17 protein-coding genes and 1 tRNA gene are annotated in these 18,569 nt (G+C 70.6%); 13 read left to right on the top strand and 5 right to left on the bottom strand.

Features of this window, described 5'->3' with window-relative positions; translation table 11 throughout:
* Window positions 1–23: 23 nt before the first annotated feature.
* Complete coding sequence (locus RAB71_RS10075) at window positions 24–1,196, top strand: hypothetical protein (protein ID WP_010340762.1); 1,173 nt, start codon at window positions 24–26, stop codon at window positions 1,194–1,196.
* Between the two features lie 113 nt (window positions 1,197–1,309).
* Here RAB71_RS10075 and hisS read toward each other — a convergent pair whose 3' ends face one another.
* Window positions 1,310–2,710, bottom strand: a complete 1,401-nt coding sequence (gene hisS, locus RAB71_RS10070) for a histidine--tRNA ligase (protein ID WP_010340760.1) — start codon at window positions 2,708–2,710, stop codon at window positions 1,310–1,312.
* Window positions 2,711–2,821: 111 nt separating this feature from the next.
* On the opposite strand from hisS, the gene RAB71_RS10065 reads away from it, so the two are divergent.
* Complete coding sequence (locus RAB71_RS10065; protein ID WP_010340758.1) at window positions 2,822–3,577, top strand: Crp/Fnr family transcriptional regulator; 756 nt, start codon at window positions 2,822–2,824, stop codon at window positions 3,575–3,577.
* A 300-nt stretch (window positions 3,578–3,877) separates the two neighbouring features.
* Window positions 3,878–4,192 carry a hypothetical protein gene (locus RAB71_RS10060; protein ID WP_010340756.1) on the top strand — a complete coding sequence of 105 codons (315 nt, stop codon included), beginning with the start codon at window positions 3,878–3,880 and terminating at the stop codon, window positions 4,190–4,192.
* Between the two features lie 36 nt (window positions 4,193–4,228).
* Here RAB71_RS10060 and thrC read toward each other — a convergent pair whose 3' ends face one another.
* Entirely contained in the window at window positions 4,229–5,530 is a 1,302-nt protein-coding gene (thrC, locus tag RAB71_RS10055; RefSeq protein WP_010340755.1) for a threonine synthase, read from the bottom strand.
* Between the two features lie 228 nt (window positions 5,531–5,758).
* On the opposite strand from thrC, the gene RAB71_RS10050 reads away from it, so the two are divergent.
* Complete coding sequence (locus tag RAB71_RS10050; protein WP_146095613.1) at window positions 5,759–6,391, top strand: hypothetical protein; 633 nt, start codon at window positions 5,759–5,761, stop codon at window positions 6,389–6,391.
* Window positions 6,392–6,395: 4 nt separating this feature from the next.
* On the opposite strand, the gene RAB71_RS10045 is transcribed toward RAB71_RS10050, so the two are convergent.
* The 3 genes from RAB71_RS10045 to RAB71_RS10035 all read right to left on the bottom strand — a co-directional run bounded on the left by RAB71_RS10045 (window position 6,396) and on the right by RAB71_RS10035 (window position 10,694).
* A complete protein-coding gene (locus tag RAB71_RS10045; RefSeq protein ID WP_010340024.1) occupies window positions 6,396–7,352 on the bottom strand; it encodes a homoserine kinase in 957 nt (318 codons plus the stop codon).
* A gap of 5 nt (window positions 7,353–7,357) precedes the next feature.
* Entirely contained in the window at window positions 7,358–9,883 is a 2,526-nt protein-coding gene (gene thrA / locus RAB71_RS10040; protein ID WP_029561671.1) for a bifunctional aspartate kinase/homoserine dehydrogenase I, read from the bottom strand.
* 463 nt (window positions 9,884–10,346) lie between these two features.
* Window positions 10,347–10,694, bottom strand: coding sequence for a hypothetical protein (locus RAB71_RS10035; protein ID WP_234006561.1), 348 nt, complete (start codon window positions 10,692–10,694; stop codon window positions 10,347–10,349).
* Window positions 10,695–11,046: 352 nt separating this feature from the next.
* Here RAB71_RS10035 and RAB71_RS10030 point away from each other — a divergent pair.
* The 9 genes from RAB71_RS10030 (at window position 11,047) to RAB71_RS09990 (ending at window position 18,569) form a co-directional block, all read left to right on the top strand.
* Window positions 11,047–11,123, top strand: a tRNA-Arg gene (locus tag RAB71_RS10030).
* 249 nt (window positions 11,124–11,372) lie between these two features.
* Window positions 11,373–12,905, top strand: coding sequence for an aldehyde dehydrogenase family protein (locus RAB71_RS10025; protein ID WP_010340027.1), 1,533 nt, complete (start codon window positions 11,373–11,375; stop codon window positions 12,903–12,905).
* A 1-nt stretch (window position 12,906) separates the two neighbouring features.
* Window positions 12,907–13,647: a metallophosphoesterase gene (locus tag RAB71_RS10020; RefSeq protein ID WP_010340028.1), complete on the top strand. Its 741-nt coding sequence runs from the start codon at window positions 12,907–12,909 to the stop codon at window positions 13,645–13,647.
* Between the two features lie 97 nt (window positions 13,648–13,744).
* Window positions 13,745–14,026: a DUF4190 domain-containing protein gene (locus RAB71_RS10015; RefSeq protein WP_010340029.1), complete on the top strand. Its 282-nt coding sequence runs from the start codon at window positions 13,745–13,747 to the stop codon at window positions 14,024–14,026.
* The gene (locus RAB71_RS10010) at window positions 14,023–14,796 is read left to right on the top strand and encodes a class I SAM-dependent methyltransferase (RefSeq protein WP_010340030.1); all 774 of its coding nucleotides are present in this window, start codon (window positions 14,023–14,025) and stop codon (window positions 14,794–14,796) included. Before RAB71_RS10015 ends, RAB71_RS10010 begins: the two co-directional genes overlap by 4 nt.
* A gap of 8 nt (window positions 14,797–14,804) precedes the next feature.
* Window positions 14,805–15,860: a quinone-dependent dihydroorotate dehydrogenase gene (locus RAB71_RS10005; protein WP_010340031.1), complete on the top strand. Its 1,056-nt coding sequence runs from the start codon at window positions 14,805–14,807 to the stop codon at window positions 15,858–15,860.
* Window positions 15,857–16,900 (top strand): UDP-N-acetylmuramate dehydrogenase, encoded by a 1,044-nt coding sequence (murB, locus tag RAB71_RS10000; RefSeq protein WP_010340032.1) that lies wholly within the window; start codon window positions 15,857–15,859, stop codon window positions 16,898–16,900. Before RAB71_RS10005 ends, murB begins: the two co-directional genes overlap by 4 nt.
* A gap of 32 nt (window positions 16,901–16,932) precedes the next feature.
* On the top strand, window positions 16,933–17,802 hold the full coding sequence (locus tag RAB71_RS09995; RefSeq protein WP_050946502.1) for a DMT family transporter: 870 nt from the start codon (window positions 16,933–16,935) through the stop codon (window positions 17,800–17,802).
* A 77-nt stretch (window positions 17,803–17,879) separates the two neighbouring features.
* On the top strand, window positions 17,880–18,569 hold the full coding sequence (locus RAB71_RS09990; protein ID WP_010340034.1) for an aspartate/glutamate racemase family protein: 690 nt from the start codon (window positions 17,880–17,882) through the stop codon (window positions 18,567–18,569).

The following is an 18,569-nucleotide window of genomic DNA, read 5'->3' as shown; positions in this document are numbered from 1 at the left end:
CCCTTTGCTTGGTGACACAGGCAGTGGCGCAGCCGCCGCCAGCGCCTCCCGTCCAAGGAGCCGCAAGCGGCGACACCGCGGCCACTGCGCCAGGACTGCCGATCCGCTCCACCGCCCAGCTCCAGGCCTACCTGCGCGCCCACGCCGGCCAGGCCACGCCCCTGGACGCCCTCACGCCCGGCGCCCGCGAGCGCTTTCTCGACGGCCTGGTGTTCGGGCGCAACGGCCTGGGCGGATTCGATACACAGGATCTGCCGCAGCTCACCCGCGAACAGGGCCGCGCACTGCTGGCCCTGTTCGGCGCCGAGCGCTACGCCGAGAGCTTGCCGCACTGGGCGACGCAGCCGCGTGCCCACGATCCCGCCGCCCCCATCGGCGACCTGGAGCGCCGCTACAACATCTACAACCGGAATCTGGACGGCCTGCGCCGCACTGGACGCGATCCCTGGCCCGCCGTGCGCAGCGCCCTGCCCGAAGCATTCGACCCGGCGGCCCTCGCGCAATCGGACGATACCGCGCTGGACCTTCTGTATCGGGCCGTCGTCGCGACCTACGCGCTGCGCCCCACCCCGGCGGGACTGGACACGCAACTGCAGGTGTTGGCGCAGTTGCGGCACCGCGGCCAGGCCAGCGCGGCGCAGGTGGACGACGCCGGCAACGCGCTGCTGCTCGCGCATCGTGTGGACGACGCACGGCGCCTGCTGGCCGATGGCGGCAGCGCCGACTGGCCGCATTGGCTGCGCTTCGAGGACCGCCTGGGCGCAGCGACGCAAGGGCCGACGCTCTGGTCGCTGGACGCCGATGGCCGCACCCTGCACCGGCAGCGCATCGATCTGGGGCCGACCCAACTCCTGGTCACCGCCGGCTGCCATTTCGCCGCCGACGCCGCACGCGCCATTGCCGCCGATCCCGAACTGGGCCCGGCGTTCCGCCGCCATGCGCTGTGGCTGACCCTGCCACCCGGCAGCGAGGACCTGGAGGCACTGCGCGCCTGGAACCAGGCGCAGCCGCAGACGCCGCTGCACCCGCTCTACGACGTGGAGGAATGGCCGCTGTTGCCGCGCGAATGGCGCATGCCGACGTTCTTTCTGGTGCGCGACGGCAAGATGGTCGCGCAATTGCATGGGTGGCCGGCGGACGACGCCGCGCAGCGGCGTGCGCTGAAGGCGATGCTGCAGGGCGCGGGCCTGCTGTAGCCCGCGCTTGGGGATCAGCCACGGCCGGGTTTACCGGCCATGCTGGTCGCGGCTGACGCCGCTCCTACGAGAATCCTGCACAGCGCGGCGGCCGTCGCCGGCCGCCGACAGACTCAGGCCATGACCTTGGCCTGCTCCAGTTCCACCTGCAGCGTGCTGGCCAGCTCGTCGCGGGCGACCTCGAACTGCTGCTCGCGCAGCAGGTCCTTGACCGCGACCACGCCGCGCGCCAGTTCGTCGTCGCCGGCCAGCACCACGAAGCGGATGCCGGCGCGGGCCGCGTACTGGAACTGCTTGCCGATCTTCTTCGGCTCCATCTGCACTTCGGTGTTGATGCCGCCGGCGCGCAGGCGCCGCGCGATGTCCAGCGCGTCGTCGAGCTTGGCCTCGTCCATCAGCGCCACCATCGCCTGCACGCTGCTGGAGGCGATGCCGTCGATCAGCCCGGCCTCGCGCAACTGCCAGAACAGCCGGGTCAGGCCGATGGAGATGCCCACGCCGGGCAGCTTGGACTTGCTGTAGTGGCTGGCCAGGTCCTCGTAGCGGCCGCCCGAGCAGATCGAGCCGATCTGCGGGTAGTCGGTCAGCAGGGTCTCGTAGACGGTGCCGGTGTAGTAGTCCAGGCCGCGGGCGATGGAGAAGTTCAGGCAGTAAGCGCTCTCCGGCACGCCCAGCGCCTTGACCAGCGCCAGCACCTCGCGCAGTTCGGCCACGCCCTCGCGCAGGATCGCACTGGAAGCGGCGTCGGCCTCCAGCGCCTGCAGCCGCGCCAGCGCATCGGCATGCCCGCTGGAGCGCACCGCAACGAAGTCGAGGATGCGCTGCACCTGCGCGGCGGGAATGCCGAAGCCCTCGCCGGTGAGCGTCTCGCGCACGTAGTCGGCGCCGCGCTTGTCCAGCTTGTCGACCTCGCGCAGCACCGCGAGCTGGCGCTCGCCCTCGGCCACGCCCAGGCTCTCGAAGAAGCCGCGCATCAGCTTGCGGTTGTTCAACTGCACGGCGAAATCGCCGATGCCCAGCTCGGCGAACACCGCGTGGATCACCGCCAGCACCTCGGCGTCGTAGCGGATGCTCAGCGCGTCCTTGCCGATCACGTCGATGTCGCACTGGTAGAACTCACGGAAACGACCGCGCTGGGCGCGCTCGCCGCGGTACACGCGCTGCATCTGGTAGCGGCGGAACGGGAAGCTCAGCTCGTGCTCGTGCTCGGCCACATAGCGGGCCAGCGGGACGGTCAGGTCGAAGCGCAGCGCCAGTTCCGGCAGCCCGCCCTCGGCGCCCTCGGCCGCGGCATTGGCCAGCGCGCCGGTGGACTGCACGAAGTACACCTGGCGCTCGGTCTCGCCGCCGGACTTGGTCAGCAGCACATCGGACAGCTCGAACACCGGCGTCTCCACCGGCAGGAACCCGAACCGCTCGTAATTGCGGCGGATGACGTCCAGCATGCGCTGGAACGCGATCTGCTCGAGCGGCAGCAATTCCATGATGCCGGGCGGCGTACGGGGCTTGATCACGTGCGGAACTCCTGCGATTCGGGGGCGAGCGGGATGCCAATTCTAGCCGCACCGGCCACGCCCGACCGCATCGGCGTATCATTCGCGGGTGCCGAAGCCGCTGCCACGCCCATGAACAGGCCTCCTTCCGGATTCGCCCTGCCCTACGCCGAACCGGCCGCCCCGCGCGCGCCGCACGGCAACGAATGCCTGCATTGCGCGGTCCGCCACCTGGCGATCTGCTCGGCGCTGGCCTGCGACGAGGTGCAGGCGCTGGAACGGGTCACCACCTCGCTGACCTACTCCGCCGGCGCCACCCTGGCGCGCACCGGCGAGGCGCGGCAGGCGGTCTATACCGTCACCGCCGGCGCGCTGCGCCTGGTCCGTACCCTCGCCGACGGCCGTCGCCAGGTGGCAGGCTTCGTGCTGCCCGGCGACTACGTGGGCCTGAGCGAATCGGCCCGGCACCGCCACGACATCGAAGCCATCGCCGACAGCCGGGTGTGCCGGGTGCCGGTGGCGCAGATGCAGCAGTTGCGCAGCCAGTTTCCGCACCTGGAGCGCAAGCTGCTCCAGCGCGCCTGCCTGGAACTGGACGCGGCGCAGGACGCGGCGCTGGCGCTGGCGCGTCTGCAACCGGCCGAGAAACTGGCCGATTTCCTGCTCAAGCTCGCCGCCCGCGCCGCACGCCAGGGCGATGCCGGCAACAAGGTGGTGCTGCCGATGGGCCGCGGCGACATCGCCGACCATCTCGGCCTGACCATGGAAACGGTCAGCCGCACCTTCACCAAGCTGCGCCAACAGGGCCTGATCGCCTTGCCGCAACTGCACGTGGTCGAGATCCGCGACTTCGCCGCGCTGCACCGGCTGGCGTCGGACGAAGACTGAGCGGACCGAGGTGGCGATTTTTTCGCCACGCCGCTGCAGGCACTGACGCCGTGCGGCGCCTGGCCAGTTATCCACAGGATTCCAGGGCAACGCTCCACATCGCGTGTGGACAACCGTGTAACCTCCGCTGGCGGCCGACGGGTCGCCTGCCTGCCAGCGCGTGCAACGCTGCCGCCGCGCCCGCTCTGAACGCTTCAGCCGGCCCTCGCGGCAGCGGCGTCCTGCCGGCTTAGACTGCGTGCGCAATACACCTGCGGCGCCGCCGCGGTGCCGGTGGGGGGGACCACTCGGAGGGCCAACATGGCCGTCGCCATCGAGATGCAACACGCCTCGCGCGCCTGCGTGATGCTGGATCGCGAGCGCGAACTGGAGTTCTGGAAGGCGCAGTTCGTACACAGCCCCTTCCATCAGCCTGGTTACACGTTCCACGACTACGAGCCGGCGCTGAAGCTGGCCTACGACGCCTACCTCAAGTACCACGGCCAACGCGTGGAGGACGTGGTCGCGCAACTGCGCGACGTGTTCCTGCGCGACCACCCGCGCTCGCGCCTGGACTGGCTGCAGGTGCGCGGCATCGTCCTGGCCGCCTGGCAGCGGCTGCAGCCGTCCGACTGAGCCACACGTGCGCAGGCGACATCGCCCACGTGCCGCTCAGCCGGCCAGCAATCGCGCGCGCAAGGCCGCGTAGTCCGGCGCGATCGGCTCGGCCTGCGCCGGCCGCTGCAGCAACGCCGCCAATGCCGGCGGCACCGGCACCGGCTGCCCGATCAGCGGCTCCACCACCCCTTCGAACTTGGCCGGATGCGCAGTGGCCGCCACCGCCCAGTCGCCGGCGTCGGCCTCGGCGCCCTCGGCGCGCAGTTGCTGCAGCACGTGCAGCGCGGTGGCGGTGTGCGGGCAATGCACCTCGCCGTAGCGGCGGAAGCGCTCGCCGATGGTCTGGCGGATCTGCGCATCGTCCACCGAGTAGGCCTGGAACTGGGTACGCAGCGTGGCGTCGTCCCCCTGGTACAGCCAGCGCAGACGCTCGACGTTGCTCGGCGCGCCGACGTCCATCGCATTGGCCAGGGTCGCCACACTGGGCTGCGGCGCATAGTCGGCGCCGGCGAAGAAGTCCGGCAGCACGCGGTTGGCGTTGGTGGCCAGCACGATCCGGCCCAGTGGCACGCCCAGCGTCCGCGCCAGGATCGCGGCCAGCGCATTGCCCAGGTTGCCGGTGGGCACCACCAGGTTCAGCGGCTGCGCATGCGCGGCGTGGTGCTGCAGCGCTGCATGCGAGTAATAGCTCATCTGCGGCAACAAGCGCCCCAGGCTGATGCTGTTGGCCGAACTCAACGGCGCCTGCGCCTGCAGCTCGGCATCGTTCAGGGCTTGCTTGACCAGCGCCTGGCAGTCGTCGAAGGAGCCAGCCACGCGCAGGGCGTGGATGTTGTCGCCGAAGCAGCCGAGTTGATGCGCTTGCCGCGGCGACACGCGCCCGTCCGGATACAGCACCACCACGCGCAGCCCGGGCTGGCGATGGAACGCGGCCGCGACCGCGGCGCCGGTATCGCCGGAGGTGGCGACCAGGATGGTCAGCGGCGTCGCCGCACCGCGCCGCAGGCGGGTCAGGCAGGCCGCCAGGAAACGGGCGCCGAAGTCCTTGAACGCGGCAGTCGGCCCATGGAACAACTCCAGCGCGTGGTCGCCGGGGGTGGCCAGCGGCTGCAGGGGCGCAGGGAAGTCGAAGGCTTCGGCGCAGATCGCCGGCAGTTCCGCGGCCAGGGCGTCGCCCTCGAAGAACGGCGCCAGCAGCTCCGCGGCGGTCTCGGCAAGGCTGGCACCGGCGCGCAGGTCGCGGGCGGCGGGCATGCGCTCGGGCACGTACAGGCCACCATCGGGGGCGAGGCCGGCGGCGATGGCCTGGCTGAGCGAGACGGCGGGTGCGGCGTTACGGGTGGAAATGAAGTTCATGGGGGTTCCATCGGCAGGGGAATTTCGATCGCACTGGCATTCTTGGCTTTGGCTTTGGCTTTGGCTTTGGCTTTGGCTGTTGCTCTAGCTGTTGCTGTTGCTTTGGCTGTTGCGCTTCTGCTTCACCCGGGGCCCCCTCGGCGCGGCAGCCGCGGCGGGCGAATACCCGGAGGGCGACGCGCAGGATGCGCGTCGTTTTTCGCCGGCACATGGATGTGCCGTCGAAAAATGCCCGTCGTGGCTGCGGACCCGGAGCGCGTCAGCGCGGAGGGCGCGCTGCGGGGTGTGCTTTCTTTTGGTTACTTTTCTTTGCACAAGCAAAGAAAAGTGACCCGCGTTAGCGGAAGCTGTTGCTTTGATGCTCTGCGTAACAGCGGCTTCAGGCGCGACATAGACCGACAGGCGGAGCATCTGTCGCGGCTGAAGCCGCTCCTACAAGTTCCGCTCGTCCGACACGCAAAAATCAAGCAACAGCAACAGCTTTCGCCTTGCGGCGAGTTACTTTTCTTTGCTCGCGCAAAGAAAAGTAACCAAAAGAAAGCGCGCCCTGCCTCGCGCCCTCCGCGCTGCGCGCTCCGGGTCCGCGTCCATCGCGGGGATCCGCGGAAGGGGCATCCTGCCCCTGCCGCGGACGGCGTACATCCATGTACGCCGCCCTTCGGGTTTTTCCCCGCGATGGCCGCCGCTTCGGAAGGGAACCCGGTACGGCAACAGCAACAGCAAAGCAACGACCAAAGCAACAGCGACAGCAACAGCAACAGCAAATTCGAAATCAGCAACAGCAACAGCAAATTCGAAATCAGCAACAGCAACAGCAACGACACTAACAACAGCGGCGCCGACAACGCACCGCTCCAATAAGTGGCTACAGCAACATCGCGCCCGCACACTGCAGCGGCGAAACCCAATGCTGGCTGCCGAAGCCCGCATCCGCGAAAGCCGACTGCACCGCCGGTGCAGCCGCCTCCGCCTCGGCGCGGCTGGCGAACCAGGCGAAGACGCTGGGACCAGCGCCGGAAATGCCCGCGCCCATCGCCCCCGCCGACAGCGCCGCTGCCTTGGCCGCGTCGAAGCCGACGATCAAAGGCGCACGGCGTGGCTCGATCAGCACGTCGCGCAGGCCGGCGCGTACCAGCGCCTCGTCGCCGGCATGGCAACCGGCCAACACCAACGCCAGGTTCGCGCTCTGCGCCACGAACTCGCCGAGCCGGTATTCCCCGGCCAACGCAGCGCGCGCATGGCGCGTCTCCAACGTCGCATCCGGGTGCACCAGCAGGCTGTGCCAGCCGCTTGGCACCGGTACCGGCACCAGCCGCTCCAGGGTCGACAGCACCAGCCCGCCCAGCAGCATCGGGCCGAGGTTGTCGCCGTGGCGGCTGCCGCTGGCCACCGCCTCGCCGTCCAGCGCGTAGCGATACAGTGCATCGCGCGATAGCGGCTCGGGCAACAAGGCATTGGCCGCCACCAGCGCGGCCACGCACGAGGCGGCCGAGCCGCCCATGCCGGAACTGAGCGGGATACCCTTGTCGATCTCCAGTTCGAAGCCGAACGGCAGCGCCAAGGCCTCGCGCAACGACATCAGCGCGGCACCGGCGGTATTGCGCGCCGCCTCCAACGGCAAGGCCACGGTCGTGCCGCGGATCGCAGCGATGCGCACCTCGGGCGCATCGATGCGGCGCACCGTCACCGTGTCGCCGACACCCTCCACCGCGTAGCCCAGCAGGTCGAACCCCACTGCCACGTTGGCCACCGAGGCCGGCGCGAACGCGCGGGCCTGCGTCGGCGCGACCGTGCCAACGGTGTGAGCCGGCAGCGTCTGCATCCGGCTCACAGGCGCGCGCCCTCGCCCGCCGCCACCCGCAGCAGGTCGGCGAACACGCCGGCGGCGGTCACTTCGGGACCGGCGCCCGGCCCCTGTACCACCAGCGGATTATTGCAGTAGCGGCGCGTGGTGAACTGCACGACGTTGTCGGTCAGGCGCAGGTTGGCGAAGGCATGGTCGGCCGGCAGTTCCACCAGGCCCACGCTGGGCGCATGGCCCGGCGCCAGCCGCGCCACGTAGCGCAGCACGCAGCCGCGCGCCTTGGCCGCCTGCAGGCGCTGCGCGAAGACGGCATCGACTTCGTGCAGGCGCGCCATGAAATCGTCCACGCTGGCCTGCCGCAGCGCTTCCGGCACCAGGCTTTCCACTGCCACGTCCTCCAGGCTCAGTTCGTGCCCGGCCTCGCGCGCCAGGATCACCAGCTTGCGCGCCACGTCGGTGCCGGACAGGTCGTCGCGCGGGTCCGGTTCGGTGTAGCCCATGCCGCGCGCCTCGGCCACCAGCTGCGCGAACGGCACGCTGCCGTCGTACTTGTTGAACAGCCAGGCCAGGGTGCCGGAGAAGATGCCTTCGATCGCGGTGACGGCGTCGCCGGTATCGACCAGGTCGCGCAAGGTGGTGATCACCGGCAGGCCGGCGCCGACCGTGGCCTCGTAGCGGAAACGCGCGCCGCTGGCCGCGGCCGCGGCGCGGATCGCGTGGAAGCGCGGCAGCGGCCCGGCGCCGGCCTGTTTGTTCGGGGTCACCACGTGGATGCCGGCGGCCAGCCAGCCGGCATAGCGGTCGGCGACGTCGGCGCTGCCGCTGCAGTCGATGATCACCGCATGCGGCAGATGCGCCGACAACAGGTGCGCGGTGAACGCGTCCAGATCGGTCGGCTGCTGCCCGGCCGCCAGCGCCTGCCGCCAGTCGCCGGCGAAGGCGCGCGGCTCCAGGCGCATCGTGCTGCGCGAGGCGACCGCGCGCAGGCGCAGGTCAAGGTTGGCCTTGGCCAGCAATTGCGGCTGCGCCGCGCGCAACTGGTCCAGCAGCGCGGCACCGACGTTGCCCGGCCCGATCACGCCGACCGAGAAGGTCTGCGGCGACAGCCAGAAGCCGGCATGCGCGGCGCGCAGCGCCTTGGTCGCGTGCGCGCTGTCGATGGCCACGGAGATGTTGCGCTCGGACGAGCCCTGCGCGATCGCCAGGATGTTGACCTGGGCGCGGCCGAGCGATTCGAACAGGCGCGCGGCCACGCCGGGCTGGCCGGCCATGCCGTCGCCGACCGCGGCCAGCACGCTGATGCCGGTGGTCAGTTGCACGCGCTGCACCTGGCCCACCACCAGTTCGTGGGCGAAGGCCGAGAGCACCGCATCGCGCGCACGCTCGGCCTCGTTCTGCCGCACCACGCAGCAGATGGAATGTTCGGAAGAACCCTGCGAGATCATCACCACCGATACCCGCGCGTTGCGCAGCGCGGCGAACACGCGTTCGGCGGTGCCGGGCACGCCGATCAGGCCGGTGCCTTCCAGATTCAGCACGGCCAGGTCCGGGCTCAGGGTCAGGCCCTTGATCGGGCCGCTGGTGGCGCTGCTGGCGGTGATGCGGGTGCCCGGGTGCTCGGGCTGGAAGGTGTTGCGGATGATGATCGGCAGGCCGCGCTCGATCGCCGGCGACATGGTCTGCGGATGCACCACCTTGGCGCCGAAGTACGCCAGTTCGCAGGCTTCGTCGTAGCTGAGCGTCTCCAGTTGCACCGCCTCGGGCACCACCCGCGGGTCGGCCGAGAGCACGCCGTCGACGTCGGTCCAGATATGCAGTTCCGCCGCCTCGAACAGCGCGGCGAAGATCGCGCCGGAGTAGTCGCTGCCGTTGCGGCCGAGCGTGGTGATGCGGCCGGCGCGGTCGCGGGCGACGAAGCCGGTGACCACGATGCGCTGCTGCGGGTGCTGCGCGCGCCACTGCGCCAGGCGCTGCGCGCTGGCTTCCCAGTCCACGTCGACGCCCAGCTCGCCGCGGTCGACCACCAGCACCTCGCGCGCGTCCAGCACCGCGCAGTCCTCGCCCAGCGCCTGCAGGTGGTCGCCCAGCAGTTGCGCCGAATACACCTCGCCCAGGCCCTGCACGCGATCCAGCACTTCCCGCGGCAGCTCGCCGATCACCGCCAGCGCGGCGAGGATCTCGGCCAGGTGCTCGAAGCGCGCGTCCAGCCATTCCACCGTGGCGCCGGCGTGCTCGCCGAGCAGCGCCACGGCGGCGGCGCGATGGCGGGCGCGGGTTTCGTGCCAGCGCTCGCGCCAGTCGCCGTGGCCGCGCGCGGCCAGCTCGGCCAGGCCGATCAAGGCATCGGTGACGCCCTTCATCGCCGAGACGACGGTGACCTGGAACCGCTCCGGGCGCGCCAGCAGCAGTTGCGCGACATGGCGGTAGCGTTCGGCATCGGCCACCGAGGTGCCGCCGAACTTGTGCACGACGGTGGCGGCGGCGAGCGCGGGATCGACGGCGGAATCGGGCGAAACGGCAACAGCGGGAGCGACGGCGGGGGACGACATGGGAGACCTCGGAGTGGAGGCCCCGCTCGCATCAGGCCGAGGGTGTCCCCCGCATCCTGATCCGGGTGCGGGGCCGTGGTGTTCGACGATCAGACGAAGACGACGGGCCGCACCGGGCGAATGGTGAGGGTGGTAATACCGGTGGTAATGCCCGCAGCAACCGCAGCCGCGTGCCGAAGCGAGCGCGGAAGCGAGGTGGCGATGAGGGCGTGGACCAGAGGCATGGACGCAAGAGGACATCATGCGCCGGGGCGCTGTCAAGCGCCACGTGTGCAACCGCAGCATCGACCAGGCGGCCGAACAAGACGGTTGCAAAAGTGACTATCGCGAAAGCTCGAAAAACCCGGTGTTGCGCCGGGTTGCATCGCAAGCGAGCACGCGGAAAATGCCGATGCGCCCCGTACCGGACGATGCGCACCGACCAAGCGCGCGACGCCCGTGGCGCCGCGCGCTTGCGCAAGCCTTACTGCTGCTTCTGATCCGCCGGCGGCGTCTGCGGCGGCTGCTGCGGATCAGGGTTGGCCGGGTCCTTCGGGGTGGTCGGCGACGTGCCGTCCTGCCCCTGCATCGTGCCCTGGCCGGCATCGGTGCCGGTGGTGCCAGTCGCGGTGCCGCTGGCGTCGCCACTGGTGCTGCCCGCCGGCGCGGTACTGCCTGCTGGAGCGGTGCTGCCGCCTGCCGGGCTGCCATCGGCCGCGGCCGGCGGATTGGCCGCATTCGGATCGGTGGCCGGTTGGTCGCCATCGCGCTTGCACGCTGCCAGGGCAGCCAGCATCGAACCGACCAGGACCATCTTCATTGCTGTTTTCATCTGTGACTCCTGCTTCGCATAGGGGTGGGAATCGCTGCGGTCATGCCGGACAACCGGCGATCACGCCAGCCCGCAGCGACCAGGACCGCCGATGCGCGGCGGCGATCGTCCCGCCGCAGGAACTGCGGTCGGGACGCTTGTAGCGGACGTGGCGGACGCGACTGCGTCCGTCATGTGTCGCCCCTGCAACAACGCGGGATCGCAGCGCGAATCGCCGCCAGACGCAGTGGCCGACGTCCGCAGCCTACGCAGGGCGATGCTCAGCCCGCGTCGGCACAAGGTGTAGAGGACGTTATTGCAGGCCGGGGCGACAACGCGCGATTCAGCGTCGTAGAATCCCCCGCAGGCCAATGGCCCCGTAGCTCAGCTGGATAGAGCGGTCCCCTCCTAAGGGACAGGTCGTGCGTTCGAATCGCGCCGGGGTCACCATTTCGTTCATGTCGGCGGCAGCGGCACCCGTGCCGGCAGCGCCCCCTCCCTCTGTCCTCCCTCTTTGCCTGCCGAGGCACGTGGCGCAGCCGCCACGCCGGCACGCCGGTGGGCTTTTGCGCTCACAAGGCACCCAGCCCGGCGAGCGGCAGCGGCCGGCTGCGTGCGGTCTGCTAAAATTGCCGGCCGCGCGTCCCGCGTCCCCCGCCTGCGGTCGCCTTCCCTGTCGCAACGAACCCAGGAGATTCCATGTCCGCTGACCTGCTCAAGGCGCTCGGCCTCGCCGCCACCAACTCCGGCACCTATCTCGGCAACGGCGAGTGGTCCAGCGCCACCGGCGCCGGCGTACTGCAGCCGCTGAACCCGTCGAGCAACGCCATCATCGCCGAGGTGCAGGCCACCACCGAGCAGGACTACGAGACGGTGATCGCCCGCGCCCAGGCCGCGTTCAAGATCTGGCGCACCACCCCGGCCCCGCGCCGCGGCGAGGCGGTGCGGCTGTGCGGCGAGGCGCTGCGCAAGCACAAGGACGCGCTGGGCTCGCTGGTCGCGCTGGAAATGGGCAAGAGCAAGCCGGAAGGCGACGGCGAAGTGCAGGAGATGATCGACATCGCCGATTTCGCGGTCGGCCAGAGCCGCATGCTCTATGGCTACACCCTGCACTCGGAGCGCCCCGGCCACCGCATGTACGAGCAGTACCAGCCGCTGGGCCTGGTCGGCATCATCAGCGCGTTCAATTTTCCGGTCGCGGTGTGGAGCTGGAACGCGTTCCTGGCGGCGATCTGCGGCGACATCTGCATCTGGAAGCCGTCCAACAAGACCCCGCTGACCGCCATCGCGTCGATGAAGATCTGCAACGACGCGCTGCGCGATGCCGGCTTCCCGGACATCTTCTTCCTGATCAACGATGCCGGCGTCGCCCTGTCCGAGCGCCTGGTCGAGGACACCCGCATCCCGCTGATCAGCTTCACCGGCTCCACCCAGGTCGGCCGCGTCGTGGCCGAGAAGTGCGCGCGCCGCCTGGGCCGCTGCCTGCTGGAGCTGGGCGGCAACAACGCGATCATCCTCGACGAGAGCGCCGACCTGAAGCTGGCGGTGCCCGGCATCGTGTTCGGCGCGGTCGGCACCGCCGGCCAGCGCTGCACCACCACGCGTCGCCTGATCGTGCACGAATCGATCTACGACACCGTGCTGGCGACCCTGGTCAAGGCCTACAAGCAGGTCGAAGGCAAGATCGGCGACCCCACCGACCCGGCCAACCTGATGGGCCCGCTGAACAGCCGCGGCGCGGTCGAGCAGTTCCTGGACTCGATCGCCAGGGCCAAGGCCGCCGGCGGCACCGTCGAGACCGGCGGCACCGCGCTGGATCGTCCTGGCAACTTCGTGCTGCCAGCCATCGTCACCGGCCTGAAGAACAGCGATGAAGTGGTGCAGCACGAGACCTTCGCGCCGATCCTGTACGTGATGAAGTACAGCACCCTGGACGAGGCCATCGACATGCAGAACGGCGTGCCGCAGGGCCTGTCCTCGTCGATCTTCACCCAGAACCTGAAGGCGGCGGAGAAGTTCCTGTCCGCGGCCGGCAGCGACTGCGGCATCGCCAACGTCAACATCGGCACCTCCGGCGCCGAGATCGGCGGCGCCTTCGGCGGCGAGAAGGACACCGGCGGCGGCCGCGAATCCGGCTCGGACGCGTGGAAGGTGTACATGCGCCGGCAGACCAACACGATCAACTACTCCGATTCGCTGCCGCTGGCGCAGGGCATCAAGTTCGATCTGTAAGATGCGTCTGGCCGCGCTCTCCGATATCCACGGCAACCTGCCCGCGCTGGAGGCCGTGCTTGCGGATATCGGACGGCGCGGCGTGGACCGGATCGTCAATCTGGGCGACATCGTCTCCGGCCCGCTGTGGCCGCAGGAAACAGCCGCGCGGCTGATGCCGCTGGCGCTGCCCACGGTGCGCGGCAACCACGAGCGCCAGTTGAGCGAACTGGAACCGACGGCCATGGGCGCCAGCGACGCCTATGCCCATGCGCAGCTGACGCCGGCACAGCGGCGCTGGCTGGCCGCATCGCCGCCGACCCTGTCGTTGCCGCATGCGCTGCTGTGCCATGGCACGCCGCACGACGACCTGTGTTGGCTGCTCGACGAACTGGAACCGCCGCGGCTGCGCGCCGCCGATGCGCAGCGCGTGCGCGAGCGGCTCGGCGACGCCCCGCACGCGGCGCTGGTGCTGTGCGGACACAGCCACCTGCCACGCACGCTGCGCCTGGACGACGGGCGCCTGCTGTGCAATCCCGGCAGTGTCGGCCTGCCCGCCTACGCCGAGACCCAGCCGCAACCGCACCGGGTCGAAACCGGCACGCCGCAGGCGCGCTACGCGGTGCTGGAATACCGCGACGGCCAGTGGCACGCGCAGTTGCACGCGATCGACTACGACCACGCCAGCGCCGCCGCGCAGGCCGAGCGCAACGGCCAGCCGCACTGGGCGCATGCCTTGCGGCACGGGCGCATGCCCGTATGAGCGGCGCACGCCAGGCGCGCTTCTGGGATAATTCGCCCATCCTGCGCAAGCGCGCGTCCACCTGGCGCATGCCGCCTTGCTCGCACGAGGAGTCCAGATGAGCACCGTTCGCGAAACCAATTCCCTGGCGGTGGTCAGCCTGATCGCCGGCATCCTCGGCTGGACCCTGATGCCGGTGCTGGGCAGCCTCGGCGCGATCGTCACCGGGCACCTGGCGCGCGCGCAGATCCGCCGCGAGCCGCAGCGTTTCCAGGGCGACGGCCTGGCCGTGGGCGGGCTGATCCTGGGCTGGGCCGCGGTGGTCCTGGCCATGCTGGCGCTGCTGGCCTTCGTGCTGTTCTTCGGCGGGCTGGCGTGGTTCGCCAGCACCCAGTCGTGAGCCGGGACGCCGCCGCGCCGCGCGAGCGCTTCAGCGACCGCGTCGCCGATTACGTGCGCTACCGCCCCAGCTATCCGCCGGCCCTGCTCGACTGGGTGCACGGCGAGCTGGGCGTGGCCCGCGACGCGCTGGTCGCCGACATCGGCGCCGGCACCGGGATCTCCACCCGCCTGTTCCTGCAGGCCGGGCACCCGACCCTGGCAGTGGAGCCGAACGCGGCGATGCGCGCGGCCGCCGAGGAATTGCTGCGGGACCAGCCGGGGTTCCGCGCCATCGACGGCAGCGCCGAAGCCACCACCCTGGCCGACGCCAGCGTCGACCTGATCAGCGCCGCACAGGCCTTCCACTGGTTCGACCTGGAGGCGGTGCGCCGCGAATGGGCGCGGGTGCTGCGCCCCGGCGGCCTGGCGCTGGTCTACTGGAACTCGCGCCTGCTCGACGCCACGCCGTTCCTGGAAGGCTACGAGCAATTGCTGCTGGAGTACGGCACCGACTACAGCGCGGTGGCCGAGCGCTACCACGACGATGCCACCATGCAGCGCTGGTTCGGCGACGGCCTGCGCGGCACCGCGCAGTTCCCCAACGAACAGCGCATGGACTTCGAGGCGCTGCGCGGTCGCCTGCTGTCGTCCTCCTACGCGCCGCTGCCCGGCCACCCGCGCCACGCGCCGATGCTGGAGGCGTTGCGTGCATTGTTCGACCGGCACCAGCGCGACGGCGTCGTCGCGTTCCATTACCGCACCCGCGCCTTCGCCGGGACGCTGACCTGAGCCACGCCATGTATTCCCTCGCCCGACCGTTCCTGTTCGCCTTCGACGCCGAGCGCGCCCACGCACTGGGCCTGCGCGCGATCGAACTGGCCTACCGCACCGGCACCAATCCGTTGCTGGCGCGCACGATCGCACCGATGCCCACGCGCGCCTTCGGCCTGGAGTTTCCCAATCCGGTCGGACTGGCCGCGGGCCTGGACAAGAACGGCGAGCACATCGACGCGTTGCTGGCGCTGGGCTTCGGCTTCGTCGAGATCGGCACGGTCACCCCGCGCGCGCAGGCCGGCAATCCGCAGCCGCGCATGTTCCGCCTGCCACGGCAGCAGGCAGTGATCAACCGCATGGGCTTCAACAACCTGGGCGTGGACGCGCTGGTGCGCAACGTCGAACGCGCGCGGCGCCGGCGCGGCCTGCTCGGCATCAACATCGGCAAGAACAAGGACACCCCGAACGAGGACGCCGCGTCCGACTACCTGCACTGCCTGGAGAAGGTCTACGCGCTGGCCGACTACGTCACCGTCAACATCTCCTCGCCCAACACCGCCGGCCTGCGCGAACTGCAGGAAGAACAGGCGCTGCGGCAGCTGATCGCGCGGCTGCGCGAGGCGCAGGAAGCGCTGGCCGCGCGCCATGGCAAGCGCGTGCCGATGCTGGTCAAGGTGGCGCCGGACCTGAGCGACAGCGACATCGACGCGGCGGCGCGGGTGCTGTCGGACCTGCAGGTGGACGGGGTGATCGCCACCAATACCACCGTCGCCCGGCCCGGCCTGGAGCAAGAGCCGCTGGGCGCCGAAAGCGGCGGCCTGTCCGGCGCGCCCCTGCTGGGCCAGTCCACCCTGGTGCTGCGCCGGCTGCGCGCGCGCCTGCCCGAGAGCATCCCCCTGATCGGTGTCGGCGGCATCCTCTCCGGCGCCGACGCGGTGGCGAAGATGGCCGCCGGTGCGGCCCTGGTGCAGTGCTACAGCGGGCTGGTGTTCCGCGGTCCGGAGCTGATCGGCGAGTGCGTCGAGGCGATGCGCCGGCGCCGCGAAGCGCCCAGCCGCGGGGACGTGGTCGCGCCATGAGCACGACGGCCTGGTCGCTCACCGCGCAGGCGCCGCTGCAGGCGCTCAACACCTTCCACGTCGCCGCGCAGGCACCGTGGCTGCTGCAGATCTTCGCGCCCGAGGCGCTGCCCGAGGCGCTGCTGGCGCCGGAACTGGCCGGCGCCGCGCTGCTGCCGCTGGGCAGCGGCAGCAACATGCTGTTCGCCGGCGACGCGCCCGGGGTGGTGCTGTGCTTCGCCAACCGCAGCATCGACACCCTGGAGCACCGCGCCGATTACGCCATCGTCCGCGCCGGCGCCGGCGTGGGCTGGCACGAGCTGGTGATGTGGTCGCTGGCGCAAGGCCTGTCCGGCCTGGAGAACCTGGCGCTGATCCCGGGCACGGTCGGCGCCGCGCCGATCCAGAACATCGGCGCCTACGGCGCGCAGATGGGCGAGTTCGTGCACGTGGTCGAGGCCTACGACCGCGCCGATGCGCGCTTCGTGCGGCTGGACGCGGCCGCCTGCGAGTTCGGCTACCGCGACAGCCTGTTCAAGCGCCAGCCCGACCGCTACCTGATCGCCGCGGTGGAGTTCAACCTGCCGCGGCTGCACGCGCTGCGCCTGGACTACGCCGGCATCGGCGAGGAACTGCAGGCGATGGGCATCGCCACCCCCGGTGCGCCCGACGTGGCCCAGGCGGTGATCAACATCCGCCGGCGCAAGCTGCCCGACCCGGACGTGCTCGGCAACGCCGGCAGCTTCTTCAAGAACCCGCTGCTGCCGCTGGAACAGGCGCTGGCGCTGCAGCACGAGTACCCGGCGCTGCCGGTGTTTCCCGGCGACGACGACAGCCAGCGCAAGCTGTCGGCGGCGTGGCTGATCGAGGCCTGCGGCTGGAAGGGCTACCGCGACGGCGATGCCGGCGTGTCCGCCGCGCACGCGCTGGTGCTGGTCAACCACGGCCAGGCCAGCGGTGCCGAACTGCTGGCGCTGGCACGGCGCATCACCGCCTCGGTGGGCGAGCGCTTCGGCGTCATCCTGGAGCCGGAACCGCGTATCGTCGGCACGCAGTGGTAAGCGCGCCCACGCCGCTGCGCGCGGCGCTGCTGATGCTGGCCAGTACGATGGCCTTCGGGCTGATGGTCGTCGCGATCCGGCTGGCCTCGGCGCAGCTGTCCACGCTGCAGATCGCGTTCTTCCGCAACCTGTTCGGCCTGCTGTTCCTGTTGCCGATGCTGCTGCGCCCGGGCCGGCCATGGCCGCGGACCGCGCAACTGCCGCGTTACCTGCTGCGCACCGCGATCGGCCTGGTGTCGATGCTGGCCGGGTTCTGGGCGATCGGCCATCTGCCGCTGTCGCAGGCGATCGCCCTGTCCTACTCCACCCCACTGTTCGCGACCCTGGCCGCCGCGCTGTGGCTGGGCGAGACGGTGCGCCTGCGGCGCTGGCTGGCGGTGCTGTGCGGCTTCGTCGGGGTGCTGCTGATCGTGCGCCCCGGCGCCGCCGCGTTCAGCCCCGGCACCCTGGTGGCGGTACTGGCGGCGGTGATGAGCGCCCTGGTCGCGATCCAGATCAAGCAACTGGCGCGGGTGGACGCCGCCAACACGGTGGTGTTCTACACCTACGCGTTCTGGGTACCGATGTCGCTGCTGCCGGCGCTGTTCGTGTGGCGCTGGCCGCAGGGCATCGACTGGCTGTGGCTGCTGGCCACCGGCCTGTTCGGCACCCTCGGCCAGTTGCTGTGGACGCACGCGCTGCGCCTCGGCGAGGTCTCCGCACTGACCCCGATCAGCTTCACCCAACTGCCGTTGGTGGCGCTGTTCGGCTGGTGGCTGTTCGACGAAACACCGGACGGCGGCACCGTACTCGGCGCAGTGGTGATCCTCGGCGCCAACGCCTACATCGCCCATCGCGAGGCGGTGCTGGCGCGGCGCGCGGCACGCGCCGGCGCCGGCACGCCCCCGACGCTGGACGCCTGAGTGCCACGCGCGGTCGCTGCGTGTGGCCGATGCCGCTACCATCCTCGCGCACTCAAGACGGCAGCAAGCGACCCAGGATGAAGACCATCGGCATGATCGGCGGCATGAGCTGGGAATCCACCCTGCCCTACTACCGGCACATCAACGAGAAGGTGCGCGCACAGCTGGGCGGGCTGCATTCGGCCAAGCTGCTGCTGCACAGCGTGGACTTCCACGAGATCGCGCAGTACCAGCGCGACGGCGACTGGAATGCGGCCGGCGCCGCACTGGCGGCGTCGGCGCGCGCACTGCAGGCCGGCGGCGCCGATTTCCTGGTGTTGTGCACCAACACCATGCACTGCGTCGCCGACGCGATCGCCGCCGCAGTGCCGCTGCCGCTGCTGCACATCGCCGATGCCACCGCCGATGCGCTGCAGGCCGCCGGCATCGTCCGCGTCGGTCTGCTCGGCACCCGCTTCACCATGGAGCAGGCGTTCTACCGCGAACGATTGCAGCGGCGCGGCTTCGAGGTGCTGATCCCGGATGCGCCGGCGCGCGAGGACGTGCACCGCATCATCTACGAGGAACTGTGCCAGGGCGTGGTGCAGACGTCGTCGCGGCTGCGCTACCGCGAGGTGATCGCGGGGCTGCAGGCGCAGGGCGCCGAGGCGGTGATCCTGGGGTGCACCGAGATCGGCTTGCTGGTCGGCCCCGCCGATGCGGCGGTGCCGCTGTTCGACACGACCGTGCTGCACGCGCGGGCCGCGGCCCTGCACAGCCTGGCCTAG

This window comes from Xanthomonas sacchari (genome assembly GCF_040529065.1).
GTDB lineage: Bacteria > Pseudomonadota > Gammaproteobacteria > Xanthomonadales > Xanthomonadaceae > Xanthomonas_A > Xanthomonas_A sacchari.
The sequence above is the reverse complement of the archived record's forward strand: the minus strand, read 5'-3'. Positions and strand labels throughout refer to the sequence as shown.